Origin of the sequence: Streptomyces sp. CBMA29, from assembly GCF_014596445.1 — a bacterium.
Classification (GTDB): Bacteria; Actinomycetota; Actinomycetes; order Streptomycetales; family Streptomycetaceae; genus Actinacidiphila.
The window spans coordinates 1-15,946 of record NZ_MECL01000131.1 but is presented as its reverse complement, the minus strand read 5'-3'; the positions used below and the strand labels follow the sequence as shown (position 1 = coordinate 15,946).

Here is a 15,946-nt window from a genome sequence, read left to right as displayed (position 1 = left end):
CTCTTTCGGGTGAGCGCGCGGAAAGCGGCGCGCGTATGGATGCGATGCGGACGGACGTGGGGGCGCGACACCGCACCGGGAACTCCCCGGCGCGGCGGGCCTCTTCACGTCCGCGCGACGCACACCCGCAGCGATATCGCCCGGCCGCCCGGCGGCGGAGTGCGCCGCCGGTCGCGGGACGGCGCGGTGCCGGAAGCGGCCAACCCCGCGCCCGCCAACGGCAGTAGGGCGAAGGCGACCTGCGCCCAGCCGGTGAGCGGTGCCCGCGCGCGTACGGGCGTGGCCCAACAGGTGCCGCCGGAGCCGGTCTTGGCGACGTGGGAGGCGGGAGCCTGCGGCCGTACGTGCGGAGTCGCGCGGGTGGTCGCGGCGACGGCCACGGAGACGGTCGCGGAGACGGTCGCGTCAACAGATGCGGCGGAAGACATCCGCGCGAGGTCCATGTCCAGGTCCATGGTCACGGCCACGCCGTGGCACCCCTCGCTCGCGGAAGCCGGTGCGCCGTGCATGAAGAACAGCCCGAGCAGGACCGCGCACACCGCCAGCAGCCGGGGCGTACGCGGCCGACGCGCGGGTGCCGTACCGTCGCCGTCCGCTGTCACCCGGTTGACGATATACCCCCAGGGGGTGTCTTGCTCTCGCGGGTGCCCGCGTGTTAACGCTGCGGGTACGCGGGACACGCGGGATGTCCGTGACACATGGACGCATGGACACATGGACGCGTAGACCCGCAGACGGCCGACCGGAAGGCGCGAGAGATGTCCGTACGCAGCGAGCGCGAAGGCGCCGTCACCACCGTGGTGCTGTCCAGGCCGGAGGCGCGCAACGCGGTGGACGGGCCCACGGCTGCCGCGCTCGCGGACGCTTTCCGCGCCTTCGACGCGGACGAGGAGGCGGCCGTCGCCGTCCTCTGGGGCGAGGGCGGCGCCTTCTGTGCGGGCGCGGACCTCAAAGCGATCGGCACCGCACGCGGCAACACCGTCGCCGACGACGGCGACGGTCCGATGGGGCCGACCCGTATGCGGCTCGGGAAACCGGTGATCGCCGCCGTGTCCGGGCACGCCGTCGCGGGCGGCCTCGAACTCGCGCTCTGGTGCGACCTCCGCGTCGCCGAGGAGGACGCCGTGTTCGGCGTCTTCTGCCGCCGCTGGGGCGTGCCGTTGATCGACGGCGGCACCGTACGGCTGCCCCGGCTGATCGGCGCGGGCCGGGCGATGGACCTCGTCCTCACCGGCCGCCCGGTCGACGCGGCGGAAGCCCTCGCCATCGGCCTCGTCGACCGCGTCGTCCCGCCCGGTACCGCCCGCGCCGCCGCCGAGCGACTCGCGGCCGAGATCGCCGCCTTCCCCCGGACCTGCCTGCGCGAGGACCGGCTCTCCCTGCTGGAGCAGGAAGGTCTGCCCGAAGAGGCCGCCCTGGCCGTGGAGTTGGCCCACGGCCGGATCTCCCTGGCCGAGGCGGCAGCGGGCGCCTCCCGCTTCGCCTCCGGCGAGGGCCGCCACGGATCGTTCACCTGACGCCGAACGCCCTCCCTCGGCGATACGCGCCGGGCGCCGCAGGGCTGTTGGGGTCCCGGACGGCCTCCCGCGTGCCCGTTATGCTCGCGGGCATGATCGTGTGGCTCAACGGCACCTTCGGCGTCGGTAAGACCACGACGTCCCGGCTGCTCACCGAACTCCTCCCCGACGCACGGATCTTCGACTCCGAGACGGTCGGCTACATGCTGCGCCCCGTTCTCGCCTCGGTCCCCGTCGCCGACTTCCAGGACCATCCGCCGTGGCGCGCGCTCGTGGTCGAGACGGCGGCGCAGATCCTCGGTTACGTCGGCGGGACGCTGGTCGTACCGCAGTCGGTGCTGGTGCGGGCGTACTGGATCGAACTGCGGGACGGGCTCGCGAAGTCCGGCATTCCGCTGCGGCACTTCGTCCTGCACGCCGCCCCGTTGACACTCGCGGCGCGGATCGACAGCGATCCCGAGGGGATCGGCATCAGGCGGTGGCGGCACGACCACGTCGCCCCGTACGCCGACGCCCTGCCCTGGCTGCGCGAGGAGGGCGAGATCGTCGAAACGGTGGATGTCGCCCCCGACGAGGTGGCGCGGCGGATCGCGGCTGCGGTGTCGGCCTAGGGCGGGTCCGGCGGATCATGGGCGGTAACGGCCGCGAGGCCGTACGCCGTTCGCCGGTCGGCCCGGCGGGGGTCATGCCCGGCCCAGCCGCAGGGCCCAGGCCAGGCAGCCGAGCGCGGCGGTCGTGGTCAGGACGCGGGCGACGTTCCAGCGCAGCCAGGCGGACTCGAACTGCTCGCGGACGGCGGCGAGTTCGTGGATCTTCGACGGGTCGCCCGCGGCGGCGAGTCTGTCGTTGAGCGGGACGTTGAACCCCATGGTGACGACGAGCGAGGCGGCGTAGAGGACCACGCCGGCGATGATCCACGGCAGCGCGGGCCGTCCGTCGCCACGCCAGTGCAGCGCCGCGGCGATCCCGCCCAGGATCAGGGCGCCGCCGAAGGCGAGGCTGAACCAGCCGTTGAGTATGGCCACGTTGACGCGTTGCATGGCCTCCACGAACGTCCGGTCGTCCGAGGCGGCGAGGCCCGGCATGACGGCGACGGAGAAGGCGAAGTACAGGCCCGCCATCAGGCCGGTGGCGAGCGTGGCGGCGAGCAGCACGAGACTGCGGATGTCGCCGGACATGGCAACTCCTTCGGATCCTCGGGGACGAGCGGTCGGGTTCCGGCCCGACTCGGGGCGCCGGCGGGCGGGTTGGCGGTCCCGGCCGGAGCGGTCCTGCGGGAGCGGCTGCTCCCGGCGCGGCTGCCGATTCGGGTCCGGCGCAGCGTCGCCGGACATCGGCTGAGGCGGCGGCGTACCGTACGGCCGCGCCGCGTACTGCCGCTGGTGCGGATTCCGCGGAGGTGGCTGCTGAGGTGGCTGCTGAGGTGCCCAACGAGGTGCCCACTGAGGTGTCCGGTCGCGGGGCGCGGTGTGCGCGTTCGGTGTCATGGCCTCAGTGAAACGGCGGGGCGGGTCGCGGGACCATCGTCGAAAAGCTCACCCCCATGCGCGGGCGTCCAGTCCTAGGCTGGGCGCATGGACGCACTGGCGAATCTGCTGGACGGGCCGCGGGCCAGAGGCGCCTTCCTGCTGCGGTCGATCCTCACCCCGCCCTGGTCGCTGCGGATCGAGGACCGGGCGCCGCTGACGCTGGCCCTGATGGTGCGCGGCGACGGCTGGGTGGTGCCGGACAAGGGCGACCCCGTGCGGCTGTGCCCCGGTGACATCGCGGTGATCCGCGGCCCGGAGCCGTACACGGTCGCGGACGCGCCGGCCACCGAGCCGCAGATCGTCATTCATCCCGGACAGGTCTCCGCGACCCCACAGGGCGTCGAGCTGTGCGAGGAGATGGACCTGGGGGTGCGGACGTGGGGTGACGTGCCGCCCGAGGCGGTGGGTACGGTCGGGGCGCCGGGTCCGGTGCGGTCCGTGGCGGGAGCCGTCGTCGCCGGTGCGGGGCAGGGCGGTTCCGGGAGTGCCGAGGACTCCGTGGTGATGATCACCGGGACGTATCAGATGCGCGGCGAGATCAGCCAGCGGCTGCTGTCCGCGCTGCCGCACGTCCTGGTCATGCCGGGCGACGCCTGGGCCAGTCCGCTGCCCGCGCTGCTCTGCGAGGAGATCGTCAGGGACGAGCCGGGGCAGGAGGTCGTCCTCGACCGGCTCCTCGACCTGCTGCTGATCGCGGTGCTGCGCGCCTGGTTCTCCCGCCCCGAGGCCGGTGCGCCCGCCTGGTACGTCGCCCAGAGCGACCCGGTCGTCGGTCCCGCGCTGCGCCTGCTGCACGACGACCCCGCGCACCCGTGGACGGTCGCCGCGCTGGCCGCCAGGACCGGCGTCTCCCGCGCCGCCCTCGGCCGCCGCTTCACCGATCTCGTCGGCGAACCGCCCATGTCGTACCTGACCAACTGGCGGCTCTCCCTGGCCGCCGACCTGCTGCGTGAGCCGGACGCCACCATTGGCGCCGTCGCCCGCAAAGTGGGGTACGGCAGCCCCTTCGCGCTCAGCGCCGCCTTCAAGCGCGTACGCGGCATCAGCCCGCAGCAGCACCGCGAGGGTGTGGCGGCGGAGGGGAGCGCGGCGTCCTGACCTGTCCGGCGGCCTTGCCGGGGCCTTCGGGGGGGCACGTACGGGGCGCCTCGTACGTCCCCCCCGGCGCGTACGGGCGCCTCGTACGATTCCCGCGTCCCCCGTACCGTTCTGTTTGAGCCGGGGTATCGGGCCAGGATTGTTTAGGCTGACTGCATGAAGGACTGGGATCTCCGCAAGCTGCACATCCTCCGCGCGTTGCGCGACACCGGTACGGTCACGGCCGCCGCGGGCGCGCTGCGGATGACCCCGTCGGCCGTCTCGCAGCAACTGGCCGCGCTCTCCAAGCAGATCGGCACGCCGGTGATGGAGGCGCGCGGTCGCGGCGTGCGGCTGACCGGCGCCGCGCACGTCCTGCTCAGACACGCCGAGGTCGTCTTCGCGCAGCTCGAACGCGCGGGCGCCGAACTCGACGGGTACGCGCAGGGCGAGGTGGGCGTCGTGAAGGTCGGCGCCATCGCCACGTCCATCACGCGCCTGGTGGTGCCCGCCGCCCGGCTGCTGCGCCGCGACGCGCCCGGCATCACCTTCTCGGTGCGCGAGGCGGAGGCCGCCGAGGTGTACGAGGAGCTGGCCGCCGGTGACGTCGATCTCGCGTTGTCGCTGGCCGTGGACGCGCCGACGGCCCGCGACACGCGCTTCGTGATCGCCCCGCTGCTCACCGACCCGCTGGACATCGCGCTGCCCGCGACGCATCCGCTGGCCGCCGCGCCGGGGCTGCGACTGGCCCAGCTCGCCGAGGACCCGTGGATCTTCGGCAGTCGCGGGCCGTGGCGCGAGATCACCCTGGCGGCCTGCGCCGAGGCCGGATTCGTGCCGGAGCAGGCGCACGCCGCCGCCGACTGGCCCGCGATCTTCGCCCTGGTCGCGGCAGGAATGGGGATCGCGCTGGTGCCGCGGATGTCCGCGTCCGGCGCCCTGACCCAGGATCTCGCGGTACGGCCGCTGGACGTGGACCGGCCGCGGCGCCGGATCGTGGGCGCGGTGCGCGGCGGCTCGGAGGAGGCCCCGCTGCTGCGGCGGACGATGGGGGCGCTGCGGCAGGCCGCGGAGCTGGACCCGACCATGCAGTTGGACTGAACAATGGCTTCAGTAAGTTTCGATGGACGTGAAGGGTCGGGTCGGCCGAGAGTAGAGGCATGACGACGACAGAGACGAATCAGGCGACGACAGAGACGAATGGGACGACGGGATCGGGATCGGGATCGGGGCCGGGGCCGGGGAGGGCACCGGCTGGGGAAGCGGTGGCGGGCGCGGCGGCAGGCGGGGCGGCAGGCGGGGCGGCTGGGACGGGGAGCGGGACGGGGGCCGGCACTTTTACGGACCTGACCTCCTTCACGGGTGACGCGCTTCCCTACGGCGGCGGCAACCCCTTCGCGGACTACCGCCGCGCGGAGCTGCCCTTCGCGGGACTCGCGGACCTGGCCGACCGCAGGCTGGGCGCGGGGGTGGTCGCCGCCAATGACGAGTTCTTCGCCGAGCGGGAGAATCTGCTGGTGGCCGGGCCCGCGGTCTTCGACCCCGAGCGCTTCGGACACAAGGGCAAGATCATGGACGGCTGGGAGACGCGGCGCAGGCGGGGGGCGTCCGCGCAGGTCCCGCACCCCGATCCCGCCGACCACGACTGGGCGCTGATACGGCTGGGGGCGCCGGGCGTGATCCGCGGCCTGGTGATCGACACCGCGCACTTCCGGGGCAATTACCCGCAGGCGGTGTCGGTGGAAGCCACCGCGCACTCGATGTCGGCGGCGCCCGAGGATCTGCTCGACCCAGCGGTGGAGTGGACCGAACTGGTCCCGCGCACGGCGGTCGGCGGCCACGCGGAGAACGCGTTCGCGGTGCATGTGGAGCGGCGCTTCACCCACCTGCGGCTGCGGCAGCACCCCGACGGGGGGATCGCCCGGCTGCGGGTCTACGGCGAGGTGGCGCCCGACCCGGGGTGGCTCGCCGAGCTGGGCACCTTCGACCTGGTGGCGCTGGAGAACGGCGGCACGGTGGAGGACGCCTCCGACCGTTTCTACTCGCCGCCCGAGCACACCATCCTGCCCGGCCGCTCCCGCAAGATGGACGACGGCTGGGAGACCCGCCGCCGCCGTGACACCGGGAACGACTGGATCCAGTACCGGCTCGTGGACCAGGGCGTGATCCGCGCCATCGAGATCGACACGGCCTATCTCAAGGGCAACGCGGCGGGCTGGGCGACGCTGTCGGTCCGTGACGGGGAGGACGGCGAGTGGATCGCGCTGCTGCCGCGGGTCAAGCTCCAGCCGGACAGCGTGCACCGCTTCCTGGTCAACCCGATACCGGCCACTCACGTCCGGATCGAGATCTTCCCCGACGGCGGCATATCCCGGCTGCGGCTGCACGGCTCGCTGACCGAGCGCGGCGCGACCAGCCTGGCCGAGCGGACGGAAGCCATCAGCTAGGGCGGGGCCGGCGTCGGACAGGCGCCCTTGGGGGAAGGGGTCCCGTTCGTCGGGGACTTCCGGGAGGGGCTTTTGCGGGAGAGTTCTCAGCGGGCGGGGCTGAGGATCTGTTCCGACCAGGAGACCAGGTGCTCGAAGAGGCCGGTCCTGCGCCGGAGTACGGCCAGAGGGCCGTGGTCCACGTCATAGGCGGCGGAGCCGACCCGGCCGCCGACGGCGAGGCGGGTGAGCATCAGAGGAGCGAGCCAGCAGTATGTGGCGGCGCCCGCGGCGGCCACCGAGCGGCGCAGCTCGTCCTCGCCCAGAGCGGCCCCGGCATCGCGGGCACCGGCCAGGTAGCCCTCGATGACGGTGGCGGAGATCTCCGGCAGCGGCTCCCTTGGTATCAGGCCGTCGGCGACACCGTCCGGGATGAGGTTGGCGATGTCCTCGCCCACGGCGTCTGGTGGGGGCGCCGCGGTCACTGGGCGCCGAAGAGCTTCAGCAGCTCGTCCTTGCCGAACATCCGGGCCGTGTCGACCGCGGACGGCACGCCCGCGGCCGGGTCGGCGCCGCCGTCGACCAGGGCGGTGATGACGTCCTGCTCGCCCTTGAAGACGGCACCGGCCAGCGGGGTCTGGCCACGGTCGTTGGCACGGTCCGGCTCCGCGCCGCGGGCCAGCAGCGCCCGCACGGTCCGCCCGTGACCGTGGTAGGCGGCGAGCATCAGCAGGGTGTCACCGCGGTCGTTGGTGAGATTCGCGGGGACTCCGGCGTCGATGTAGGCGGCCAGTTTGTCGGTGTCGCCCTGCCGGGCGAGGTCGAAGACCTGGGCGGCGAGCTGAAGGAGCTCGGGGTCGTGAGCGGGCTCGCTCGCGGCGGCGGGATCGGGCGTCGGCTCGGTCATGACCCCAGCCTACGCAGCGGGGCACTGTCCGTTGAAGAAGGAGATCACCACGCGTTGCGGCGCGCCCTGGCCGACCTGGACGTCCACAGGGACGCAGGCGTGGCCGTCACCGGCGACGAAGAAGCCGCCGATGAAGACGGTGGGCCGGGTTGGGCAGGCGTCGAAGGTGATCGCGGGGGCCGGGGTGGACCCGAAGGCACGGCCGTACTCCAGTCCGGCCTTGGCCCGCTGCTCGGCGCCGATGGTCAAAGTGACCGTCGCCCCGGTCCGTATGGAGGCGGCGACCTTGTAATGCCAGCCGTCGGAGTTGTGGTAGCCGTGGCCGCTCTGGTCGCCGTCGGTCAGGGCGCGCAGGCCGGTCCAGGTGAGGGGACCCACCGTCACATCGTTCTTCGCGGTGGCCGGTGCGGCGGGAGACGAGGAAGAGGAAGACGAGGAAGAGGAAGTGGTGGGCATGTTGGTGGTCGTAGCAGTGGATTTCGCGGGACTGTTGCCCGTGGTCACCCCGGTGGCGGAGGCGCCAGGCGAGCGCACGGCTTCGACGCACGCCACCGGGCGGGGGTGCTCGATGCTGCCGACCGGGGGCGGCGCCTCGGTGGTGACGCGGGCGGAGTCGGTGGCGGCGGGGCGGTGCGTGGAACCGCCCGAGGAGCAGGCGGACAGCAGGGCGATCACCCCCAACGCCACACCGGACGCTCGTAACCCGCGACCAGACATGCGCATCACTCCCTCACGCAGGACGGTACGTGGTCAGCCGAGCGGCGGCCAGACCACCAACTGCCGTACCAGCGCGGGGTCTCCGGTCAGCCGCAGCGTGTCGGCCCCGTCCCAGGGAGCCCTGCGGTACAGCGCCAGCAGCAGATCGCTGGCGGGACCGGAGAGGGTGGCCCCGGGCTCCGGGCCGTCGCCGGGGCCGCCGCGGACCGCCGAGGCGCCGGTGGTGTCGAGGATCAGGGTCCAGGCCGGGCCCTCGTCGGTGACCAGCGCGACACGGGCCGGTGCGTGCGGCCAGCCGTCCATCGAGCCGAAGCCGACGTGCAGGAATTCATCCAGGGCGTCGGCGGCGAGGGCGGGCGGCAGCGGTTCGGTGACCCCGGCGGCCTCCTGCGCGTCGCGGGCGTGGACGGCCGCCTCCTGGACCTGGTGGCGGGCGACGGAGCCCGAGGTCGCCGCGTTGCCCGACTCCGCCCACCAGGTCCAACAGCCGATGTCGGGACCGGCCGCACGCAGGGCGTCGAGCAGCAGCACCGTCGAGGCCGCCGACCAGGACGGCAGGTCGTCACCCGGCATGCGGTCGCCGAGCACCCCGTCCGACGGCGGCCGGACGGCGGGGCCCGCGGCGACGGTTGCCGCCCAGAAGCGCTGCACCTGGCCGACATGCGTCAGCAGATCCCGGACGGTCCAGTCGGGACAGCCCGGAATCCGGGCCTCGACAGGTGCGGTCTGCGCGGCCTCGCGCAGGACGGTGGACCGCTCCTCGATGAGTTCGAGCCAGTCGGTGAACCGGAGTTCGGGCGAGGCCGCCGTCTGCGAGGAGCGCGAAGTCGTCATGGCCACCGTTGTAGCAGCGACCACCGACATTGCTCCCGGTCCGGCGGTCGGGACGGATCGCGGGCTCCATGTCCGGCGCGGTGTGCGGAAGATCGAGAAGGCCGCGCCCGGCCGGTTCCTCGGCCGAATTTATGGCCGGATTTCTGCCCGATTCCACAGGTTTTGCCCAACCCTGACCACGGCAGGCTCTGTTCACCGCGACGGGAAACCTGTTCCATGGTCATCAGACGGCCGCCGCGACCGAAGGCGGCCACGTGTGCCAGAAGAGGTGGCCTTGCCTACGACCGTGCGGCGTACCGCTGTGAGCATTCCGGCCGCGGCCCTCGGCCCGGAGAACCCGCTGCCCGCGTTGCGCCCGCTCGACGAGCTGCACCGGCTGGACCTCAAGGACCGCGAGGGACTGCCCGCCGACATGGCCAGGCAGCTCGGCTACGCGCCGCTGCGCTCCGTGTTGCCGGTCCGCGTCCTCGACGGCTACGGCCGGGACCGCGCCCCGGCCGCCCTCGACGCGCTCGTCATCGAGAACGACCGGATCCGCGCCACCGTGCTGCCCGGCCTCGGCGGCAGGCTGTACTCGCTGGTCCACAAGGCGACCGGACGTGAACTGCTCTACCGCAACCCGGTGTTCCAGCCCGCCGCGTTCGCACTGGCCGGTGCCTGGTTCTCCGGCGGCGTGGAGTGGAATCTCGGCGCCACCGGCCACGCCGCCCACACCTGCGCCCCGCTGCACGCCGCCCGCGTCCCCGCCCCGGACGGCGGCGAGATGCTGCGGCTGTGGGAGTGGGAGCGGCTGCGCGACCTGCCTTTCCAGATCGACATGTGGCTGCCCGCCGACTCCGACTTCCTCTACGTCGGCATCCGGGTCCGCAATCCGCACGAGCGCACCGTGCCCGCCTACTGGTGGTCCAACATCGCGGTCCCCGAGACCGACCGCACCCGGGTGCTCGCCCCCGCCGACGCCGCCTGGCACTTCGGCTACAGCCGCACCCTCAGCCATGTGCCGGTCCCCGCACCCGACGGCGCCACCGACATCACGTACACCACCCGCTCCGAGCACGCCGCCGACTACTTCTTCGACGTGGCCGACACCGACCGCCGCTGGATCACCGCGCTCGACGGCGAAGGACACGGCCTCGTCCAGACCTCCACCGACCTGCTGCGCGGACGCAAGCTCTTCCTGTGGGGCCACGGCCGCGGCGGGCGGCGCTGGCAGGAGTGGCTGACCGAGCCCGGTACCGGCGGCTACCTGGAGATCCAGGCCGGTCTCGCCCGTACGCAGCTCGAACACATCCCCATGGCCGCGGATTCGGAGTTCTCCTGGCTGGAGGCGTACGGGCCGCTCGCCGCCGACCCCGCGCTCGTGCACGGCGACGACTGGACCGCCGCGCGCGCCGAGGCCGGGGGACGACTCGAAGCCGCACTCCCGCGCGCCACCGTCGACGCCGCCTACACCGCGTGGCTGGCGCACGCCGACACCGACCCCAAGGACCTGCTCGCCACCGGCTCCGGCTGGGGCGCGCTCGAAAGCGAGCGCGGCCACTTCCACCTGCCCGGCACACCGTTCCCCGCCACCACGCTCGGCGACCCGCAGAAGCCCTGGCTGGAACTGCTGCTCGCCGGAATCTTCCCGAGACCCGCCGCCGACGCGCCCCCGGGACCCGCGCTCGTCTCCCCTGAGTGGCGCGAGCTGCTGGAGGCCGCCGACACCTATCCCGGCAACGAGTGGTTCCGCGACTACTACCTCGGCATCGCCCAGTGGGCCGCGGGCGACCGCGCGCAGGCCGTGCGCAGTTGGGAACGGTCGGTCGCCGCCCACCCCTCGCCGTGGGGCCTGCGCGCCCTGGCCGTCGCCGAGGCCGACGCGGGCCAGACCGACCGCGCCGCCGACCGCTACCTGGCCGCGTACGACAGCCTGCGCGAGACGTTCACCGCGCTCCCGGACCGCCCGGACGTCCGGCGCGCCCTGGTCGTCGAGGCCGTGCCCGTTCTGCTCGCCGCGGGCCGCGCCGCCGACGCCGAACGCGTCCTCGCCGACCCGGACCCGGACTCCAACCCCGCCCCGGAGGGCGAGCGGCCCGGCCCGGACTGCGGGCGGCTGCGGCTGCTGCGCGCGCAGACCGCGCTCGCCCGCGGCCATGTCACCGAGGCCCGCGCGCTGTTCGACGAGGGCTTCGTCGTCGAGGACCTGTACGAGGGCGCCGAGTCGCTGACCGACACCTGGTACGCCATAGCCGAACGCCTTGTCGCGGGCGACGGCCCGGTCACCGACGACATAAGGACCCGCGCGCGGGAGGAGCACCCGTTGCCCGCCGCGTACGACTTCCGGATGCGGCCGGAGACGGCGCCGTAGGGCGCGGGCGGTCCCGGTCGCACGGTCGTTGCGGCCGAGGTCCGTTGGCCGCCGCGCCGTTTACGCCCGGCTCGCGGCGACCAGCGCCGCCGTCTCGTCCGCCGACAGGTCACCGGGACGGCGGCCGTCGCGGGCAAAGGAGTTGGCGGTACGGCGCAGCGCCTCGTTCACTGGCGTCGCTACGCCGAAACGGCGGCCGAGCAGCACGATCTCGCCGTTGAGGTAGTCGGCCTCGATGGAGCCGGTGCCCCGGGTGAGGCTCTGCCACGACGAACCGCCGCCGCGCTCACCGCCGTTGACGGGCAGCAACTCCACCCGGTCACCGCGCACGCGGGCCTGCTCCTTCTGGCTGACGTGCGTGATACCGGCCGCGTCCAGCACCGCGACGCCTTCCGCGCGGGCCCGCTGATACACCTCGAACAGCGGCCCCTCACCGATCGGACCGGACACCGCCTCCAGTGAGTTGCCCAGATTCGACAGCAATTTGCCGTACTTCCACGCCATCACGTCCTGCGAGACCGGTGCCGCGAAGCCCGAGCCCTCAAGGTCGGCGGCGATCCGCCGCGTCGTGTCGTCCACGCCCGACGGATAGCGGCCCAAGGTCAGAATCCCGGACAGCGGCGCACCCGGCGCCTGCACGACACCCGGCTCCAGGTGGGAGGCCGGCAGCCAGACGCACATCCCGTGCACGTTCGCGAAGTGGCGCAGCGCCAGCCGCTCGTTCTCGACCCCGTTCTGCGCGCACACCACGGCGGGACCGGCACCGTCCGACCCGACTCCGACTCCGACACCGACCCCGTACCCGTCCCACCGCGCCAGCACCGACGCCGTGTCCTGCGTCTTGACGCCCAGCACCAGGACGTCGTCGGGCCGCGCCCGTAGCGCGTCCGGCCCGTCCGCGACCGGCACGGGCAACGTCAGCGTCCGGTCCGGCAGTTCGAGCCGCAGCCCGCGCTCGCGCAGCGCGTTGAGATGCCCGCCGCGCGCCACCAGGACGACCTCGTGACCGCCGTCGAACAGCCGCCCGCCGATCGTGCCGCCGACCGCTCCCGCTCCGATGATGATGTATCGCACACCAGGACACTCGCACACGCCCGTCCCGGTCCCTCCACCGCACCCCGCAGAACCGGTGCCCGGCCGCCAGCGATCCGGCCACCGCATACGGGGGGGGGACCGTCATGTCCATCTGGCGCGTGACCGCGGCGCCGCGCAGCTCGTCCTCGGTGCGCGGCGGCTCCTCCGGCAGCCAGCGCCACACCTCCGCGGTTCGAGGCGGACGAAACGGCCTTCGGGCACCGTGCGAGCGGGGATTCTGGCAACCATGGGCGCACCGCAACCGGCGGGCGACAGGTCCTGGAAACGCGATTTCACCTCGGTGGACCGCATGCTCTCGGCTCAGCCGGGTACGTGCGGGGAATCTGAGCACCGTTGACGCCAGAAGCGGCGAGAGGAACCAGAAGCGATGACCGACATCACCCCCGACGGCCTCGACCCGGACAGTGGCCTGCCCCCGGCGCAGCGCGCGCTGCGCGAGATCGCCCACGGCAGCGAGAACGTCGTCGCCCTCAGCGCGCTCGCGGTCAGCGAAGTCCTGCTGCCGGTGCCGGGCGTGGCCGAGGACCCCAACGGCGGCGAACCGCCCCGGCAGATCCAGCTCCCGGTGTACGAACAGGAGGACGGCCGCCAGCTCGTGCCCGTCTTCACCTCCGAGACCCGGATGGCCGAAGCGCTGCCGACGACCAGCCGCTACCGGCTGGTCCAGCTCGCCGTCCTCAGCGGCGCCTGGCCCTCCGACGAGCTGATCCTGTCCATCGACACCGGCAGCCCCGACTCGCTCAGCATCTCGGGCGAAGGCGTCCGCGCCCTGGCCGGGCTGGTCGGCGGCCAGAACTGACCGCCGCCCGCCTCGTCAACACTGCCTGAGCCGGCTGCCTGAACCGCCCGAGGCGCCTTCGATCAGGCACCCCGGGCAGGCACCCCGGGCAGGCACCGGCCCTCAGCCCCGGTACACCACCAGCCCGCCGGGCACCTTGTCGAGCAGCAGCTCACCGGGCGCGGGTGCCACCTCACCGTCGTAGGCGAGGTGGACGCCCTCGCCGGGCAGCCGCAGCCGCAGCCGCCGTACGGTCGCCGACGTGTACACCGGCGACCGGGTCAGCACCCCGGTGAGGGCCGCGCCCAGCAGCCGGGTGCGGGCGAAGGGCCCGCCGTCCACGATGCGCACGTCCAGCACGCCGTCGTTGAGGTCGCGGCGGCGTACCGGGGCGAGCCCGACGCTGGAGTAACGGCAGTTTCCCGCGAAGATCAGCCACACCGAGCGCGGCCGTCCGTTCACCTCGATGTCCACCGGCTCGCAGGTTCGCAGGACGTGCACGGCGGCCAGCACACTAGCGGGCCAGCTCCCCACCCGCCGCGACCAGCGCTCCCGTACCCGTACCAGCTCCGGATACGACCCGATGCTGAACGTGTTGAGGAAGGGCGCGGACTCGCTGTACGGCGAGTCCAGGCTGGTGTGCCGGGCCACGTCCACATTGGCCGCCCGGCCCGCCGCGACCGCCTTCGCGGTGTCCTCGACGGTCTCCAGGCCGAGGTCGAGCGCGAAGTGGTTACGGGTGCCGCCGGGGAAGACCGCCAGCGGTAGCCGGTGGCGCAGGGCGACGGCCGTGGCCAGGCACACCGTGCCGTCACCGCCGCACACCCCGAGCGCGCCGCCCTGCTCCACGGCCGCACTCGCCGCCTTCTCCAGCATCTCCAGCAGGTCGTCGTCCTCGGTGCACTCGCCGACCGACGCCTCGGGCAGCGCGGCGCCGATCCGGTCGACGGGCGCCGACAGCAGCGGGGGCGGCCCCGACGCGGAGTTCACCACCACGTGCAGCCCGCGGCCCTCGGGCAGCGACGGCACCTGCGCGTCGGCGCCCGGCTCCGGCCTGCCCGGAGCGGGCGGCACCAGGGCGCGCACGACGACGGCGGCGCCGAGGCCCAGGGCCGCGCCCGCCACCACGTCACTCGGATAGTGCACTCCGGTGTAGATCCGTGAGAAGGCCACGCTCGCGGCGAGCGGCGCGATCACCAGGCCCCAGCGCGGCGACTCGATCGCCATGCCCGCGGCGAAGGCGGCGGCGGAGGCCGCGTGCCCCGAGGGGAACGACGAGGTGATCGGCTGGCGGTGCAGCCGCCGTATCACCGGGACGGTGTCGAGTATCGGCCGCGACCGCCGCACCGCGCCCTTGCCCGCGGTGTTGACCGTCAGCGACGCCAGCGCCAGCGAGCCCAGGCCGCGCGCCGCCGCCCGCCGTCCGCTCCTGCCGCCGGTGGCCGCGACGCCCGCGGCGACGGCGAACCACAGCCGGCCGTGGTTCGCGGCACTGCTCAGCCGGGGCAGCACCGGCTCCGCGCCCGGCCAGTGGCGCTCCGCCACCTCGGCGAACAGCGCCTTGTCCCAGTTCTTCCAGGGATACGTCATGCGGGCCGGTTACCCACGCCAGGCCCCGGCACACCGACTGGTCAACGCCGTTGCCGTTCCGTCACCGACGCCCGCCCGCGTGCCCGCCGGGACCGGCACCCGGGCGGCCGCCCAGCGCCCGCCGTCCAGCGGCCCCGCCGCTGTAGTCTCACCGGGTGAACGAAGCTCACCCGCACGCCCCTTGGCCAGAGCCGGAACTCGTGATCTTCGACTGCGACGGTGTGCTGGTCGACAGCGAGAAGATCGCGGTGAAGGTGGACGCGTTCGTGCTCGCCGCGATCGGCTGGCCGCTGAGCGAGGCCGAGATCGTGGAACGGTTCGTGGGCCGCTCCTACCGCGACATGACCACCGCCATCGAGAAACACCTGGGCCGCTCCCTGCCCGACGACTGGGACGCCCCTTACCGGCACCTCTACCGGGAGGCGTTCGACGCCGACCTGACCGAGGTCGACGGCATCTCGCAGGCGCTGGACGCGCTCACTCTGCCGAGCTGCGTCGCGTCGAGCACCAGCCACGAGGGGCTGCGCCACACGCTTGGCCTCACCGGGCTCTACGAGCGTTTCGAGGGCCGGATCTTCAGCGCGAGCGAGGTCGAGCACGGCAAGCCCGCCCCCGACCTCTTCCTGCACGCGGCCCGCAGCCTCGGCGTCGAGCCCGCGCGCTGCGTGGTCGTCGAGGACAGCAGGTACGGGGTGGCCGCCGCCCGCGCGGCGGGCATGCGCGCGTACGGCTACTGCGGCGGACTCACCCCCGCGGGCTGGCTCGAAGGACCCGACACCACGGTCTTCGACGAGATGCGCGACCTGCCCGCGCTGCTGCTGCGCTGAACCCGCGGCGCACCGCTGCCTCCTCACCCGCGCGCTCGGCCCGCTGGCCGCTCCACGGGCCGCTCCACCGGCCGTTGCGTCGGATGCGGACCGCGCCGCCGCGGGAGAAAGTGGGCCCCAGGGGTGCCCACCTACGCAGCGGAGGTAACCGGATGCGGCTCGGCCCGCGGTACGACCTGCGACCCGACCCGGGACTGCCGCTGCCCGCGTACTGGCGGGAGCGGACGGCCGCCGCCCGGCCCGGCGCCGAGATCCCGGGCGGCGGTCCGCGGCTGCTCGACGCCGCCTGCGGCTACTGG

Annotated in this window: 16 protein-coding genes; 8 read left to right on the top strand and 8 right to left on the bottom strand. The window is 73.7% G+C overall.

The features are described from left to right. Positions 1-104: 104 nt before the first annotated feature. On the bottom strand, positions 105-602 hold the full coding sequence (locus tag BGM09_RS18430; protein ID WP_188282720.1) for a hypothetical protein: 498 nt from the start codon (positions 600-602) through the stop codon (positions 105-107). Between the two features lie 156 nt (positions 603-758). Here BGM09_RS18430 and BGM09_RS18425 point away from each other — a divergent pair, with 156 nt between their 5' ends. Continuing rightward, a complete protein-coding gene (locus tag BGM09_RS18425) occupies positions 759-1,517 on the top strand; it encodes a crotonase/enoyl-CoA hydratase family protein (RefSeq protein ID WP_188282719.1) in 759 nt (252 codons plus the stop codon). Between the two features lie 92 nt (positions 1,518-1,609). Then, entirely contained in the window at positions 1,610-2,128 is a 519-nt protein-coding gene (locus tag BGM09_RS18420; protein WP_188282718.1) for an ATP-binding protein, read from the top strand. A 72-nt stretch (positions 2,129-2,200) separates the two neighbouring features. Here BGM09_RS18420 and BGM09_RS18415 read toward each other — a convergent pair whose 3' ends face one another. Continuing rightward, a complete protein-coding gene (locus BGM09_RS18415) occupies positions 2,201-2,695 on the bottom strand; it encodes a DUF1772 domain-containing protein (protein ID WP_188282717.1) in 495 nt (164 codons plus the stop codon). Positions 2,696-3,091: 396 nt separating this feature from the next. Here BGM09_RS18415 and BGM09_RS18410 point away from each other — a divergent pair, with 396 nt between their 5' ends. The 3 genes from BGM09_RS18410 (at position 3,092) to alc (ending at position 6,570) form a co-directional block, all read left to right on the top strand. Beyond that, on the top strand, positions 3,092-4,144 hold the full coding sequence (locus tag BGM09_RS18410; protein WP_188282716.1) for an AraC family transcriptional regulator: 1,053 nt from the start codon (positions 3,092-3,094) through the stop codon (positions 4,142-4,144). A 156-nt stretch (positions 4,145-4,300) separates the two neighbouring features. Further along, the gene (locus BGM09_RS18405; RefSeq protein WP_188282715.1) at positions 4,301-5,224 is read left to right on the top strand and encodes a LysR substrate-binding domain-containing protein; all 924 of its coding nucleotides are present in this window, start codon (positions 4,301-4,303) and stop codon (positions 5,222-5,224) included. 245 nt (positions 5,225-5,469) lie between these two features. Then, positions 5,470-6,570 (top strand): allantoicase, encoded by a 1,101-nt coding sequence (alc, locus tag BGM09_RS18400; protein ID WP_223187224.1) that lies wholly within the window; start codon positions 5,470-5,472, stop codon positions 6,568-6,570. An 86-nt stretch (positions 6,571-6,656) separates the two neighbouring features. On the opposite strand, the gene BGM09_RS18395 is transcribed toward alc, so the two are convergent. The 4 genes from BGM09_RS18395 to BGM09_RS18380 are packed head-to-tail and all read right to left on the bottom strand — an operon-like array spanning position 6,657 to position 9,007. Then, a complete protein-coding gene (locus BGM09_RS18395) occupies positions 6,657-7,007 on the bottom strand; it encodes a hypothetical protein (protein ID WP_188282713.1) in 351 nt (116 codons plus the stop codon). A 23-nt stretch (positions 7,008-7,030) separates the two neighbouring features. Beyond that, entirely contained in the window at positions 7,031-7,456 is a 426-nt protein-coding gene (locus BGM09_RS18390; protein ID WP_188282712.1) for an ankyrin repeat domain-containing protein, read from the bottom strand. A 9-nt stretch (positions 7,457-7,465) separates the two neighbouring features. After that, positions 7,466-8,173, bottom strand: coding sequence for a hypothetical protein (locus tag BGM09_RS18385; RefSeq protein WP_188282711.1), 708 nt, complete (start codon positions 8,171-8,173; stop codon positions 7,466-7,468). Positions 8,174-8,206: 33 nt separating this feature from the next. Next, complete coding sequence (locus tag BGM09_RS18380; RefSeq protein ID WP_188282710.1) at positions 8,207-9,007, bottom strand: maleylpyruvate isomerase family mycothiol-dependent enzyme; 801 nt, start codon at positions 9,005-9,007, stop codon at positions 8,207-8,209. 274 nt (positions 9,008-9,281) lie between these two features. On the opposite strand from BGM09_RS18380, the gene BGM09_RS18375 reads away from it, so the two are divergent. Then, positions 9,282-11,357, top strand: a complete 2,076-nt coding sequence (locus tag BGM09_RS18375) for a DUF5107 domain-containing protein (protein WP_188282709.1) — start codon at positions 9,282-9,284, stop codon at positions 11,355-11,357. Positions 11,358-11,417: 60 nt separating this feature from the next. On the opposite strand, the gene BGM09_RS18370 is transcribed toward BGM09_RS18375, so the two are convergent. Further along, the gene (locus BGM09_RS18370) at positions 11,418-12,431 is read right to left on the bottom strand and encodes a ketopantoate reductase family protein (RefSeq protein WP_188282708.1); all 1,014 of its coding nucleotides are present in this window, start codon (positions 12,429-12,431) and stop codon (positions 11,418-11,420) included. 388 nt (positions 12,432-12,819) lie between these two features. Between BGM09_RS18370 and BGM09_RS18365 the strand changes: the two genes are divergently transcribed. Then, a complete protein-coding gene (locus BGM09_RS18365; RefSeq protein ID WP_188282707.1) occupies positions 12,820-13,251 on the top strand; it encodes an SseB family protein in 432 nt (143 codons plus the stop codon). 102 nt (positions 13,252-13,353) lie between these two features. Here the strand turns inward: BGM09_RS18365 and BGM09_RS18360 are convergent, their stop codons facing one another. Continuing rightward, positions 13,354-14,820, bottom strand: coding sequence for a bifunctional phosphatase PAP2/diacylglycerol kinase family protein (locus BGM09_RS18360; RefSeq protein ID WP_188282706.1), 1,467 nt, complete (start codon positions 14,818-14,820; stop codon positions 13,354-13,356). A gap of 155 nt (positions 14,821-14,975) precedes the next feature. Between BGM09_RS18360 and BGM09_RS18355 the strand changes: the two genes are divergently transcribed. Further along, positions 14,976-15,647, top strand: a complete 672-nt coding sequence (locus BGM09_RS18355) for an HAD family hydrolase (protein WP_317452764.1) — start codon at positions 14,976-14,978, stop codon at positions 15,645-15,647. The last annotated feature ends 299 nt before the right edge of the window (positions 15,648-15,946 follow it).

Bases quoted from the DNA above. Each gene is read 5' to 3' on its own strand.
- BGM09_RS18425 (WP_188282719.1), top strand. From the start codon at position 759: ATGTCCGTACGCAGCGAGCGCGAAGGCGCCGTCACCACCGTGGTGCTG.
- BGM09_RS18420 (WP_188282718.1), top strand. From the start codon at position 1,610: ATGATCGTGTGGCTCAACGGCACCTTCGGCGTCGGTAAGACCACGACG.
- BGM09_RS18415 (WP_188282717.1), bottom strand. From the start codon at position 2,695: ATGTCCGGCGACATCCGCAGTCTCGTGCTGCTCGCCGCCACGCTCGCC.
- BGM09_RS18410 (WP_188282716.1), top strand. From the start codon at position 3,092: ATGGACGCACTGGCGAATCTGCTGGACGGGCCGCGGGCCAGAGGCGCC.
- BGM09_RS18405 (WP_188282715.1), top strand. From the start codon at position 4,301: ATGAAGGACTGGGATCTCCGCAAGCTGCACATCCTCCGCGCGTTGCGC.
- BGM09_RS18390 (WP_188282712.1), bottom strand. From the start codon at position 7,456: ATGACCGAGCCGACGCCCGATCCCGCCGCCGCGAGCGAGCCCGCTCAC.
- BGM09_RS18385 (WP_188282711.1), bottom strand. From the start codon at position 8,173: ATGTCTGGTCGCGGGTTACGAGCGTCCGGTGTGGCGTTGGGGGTGATC.
- BGM09_RS18380 (WP_188282710.1), bottom strand. From the start codon at position 9,007: ATGACGACTTCGCGCTCCTCGCAGACGGCGGCCTCGCCCGAACTCCGG.
- BGM09_RS18365 (WP_188282707.1), top strand. From the start codon at position 12,820: ATGACCGACATCACCCCCGACGGCCTCGACCCGGACAGTGGCCTGCCC.
- BGM09_RS18360 (WP_188282706.1), bottom strand. From the start codon at position 14,820: ATGACGTATCCCTGGAAGAACTGGGACAAGGCGCTGTTCGCCGAGGTG.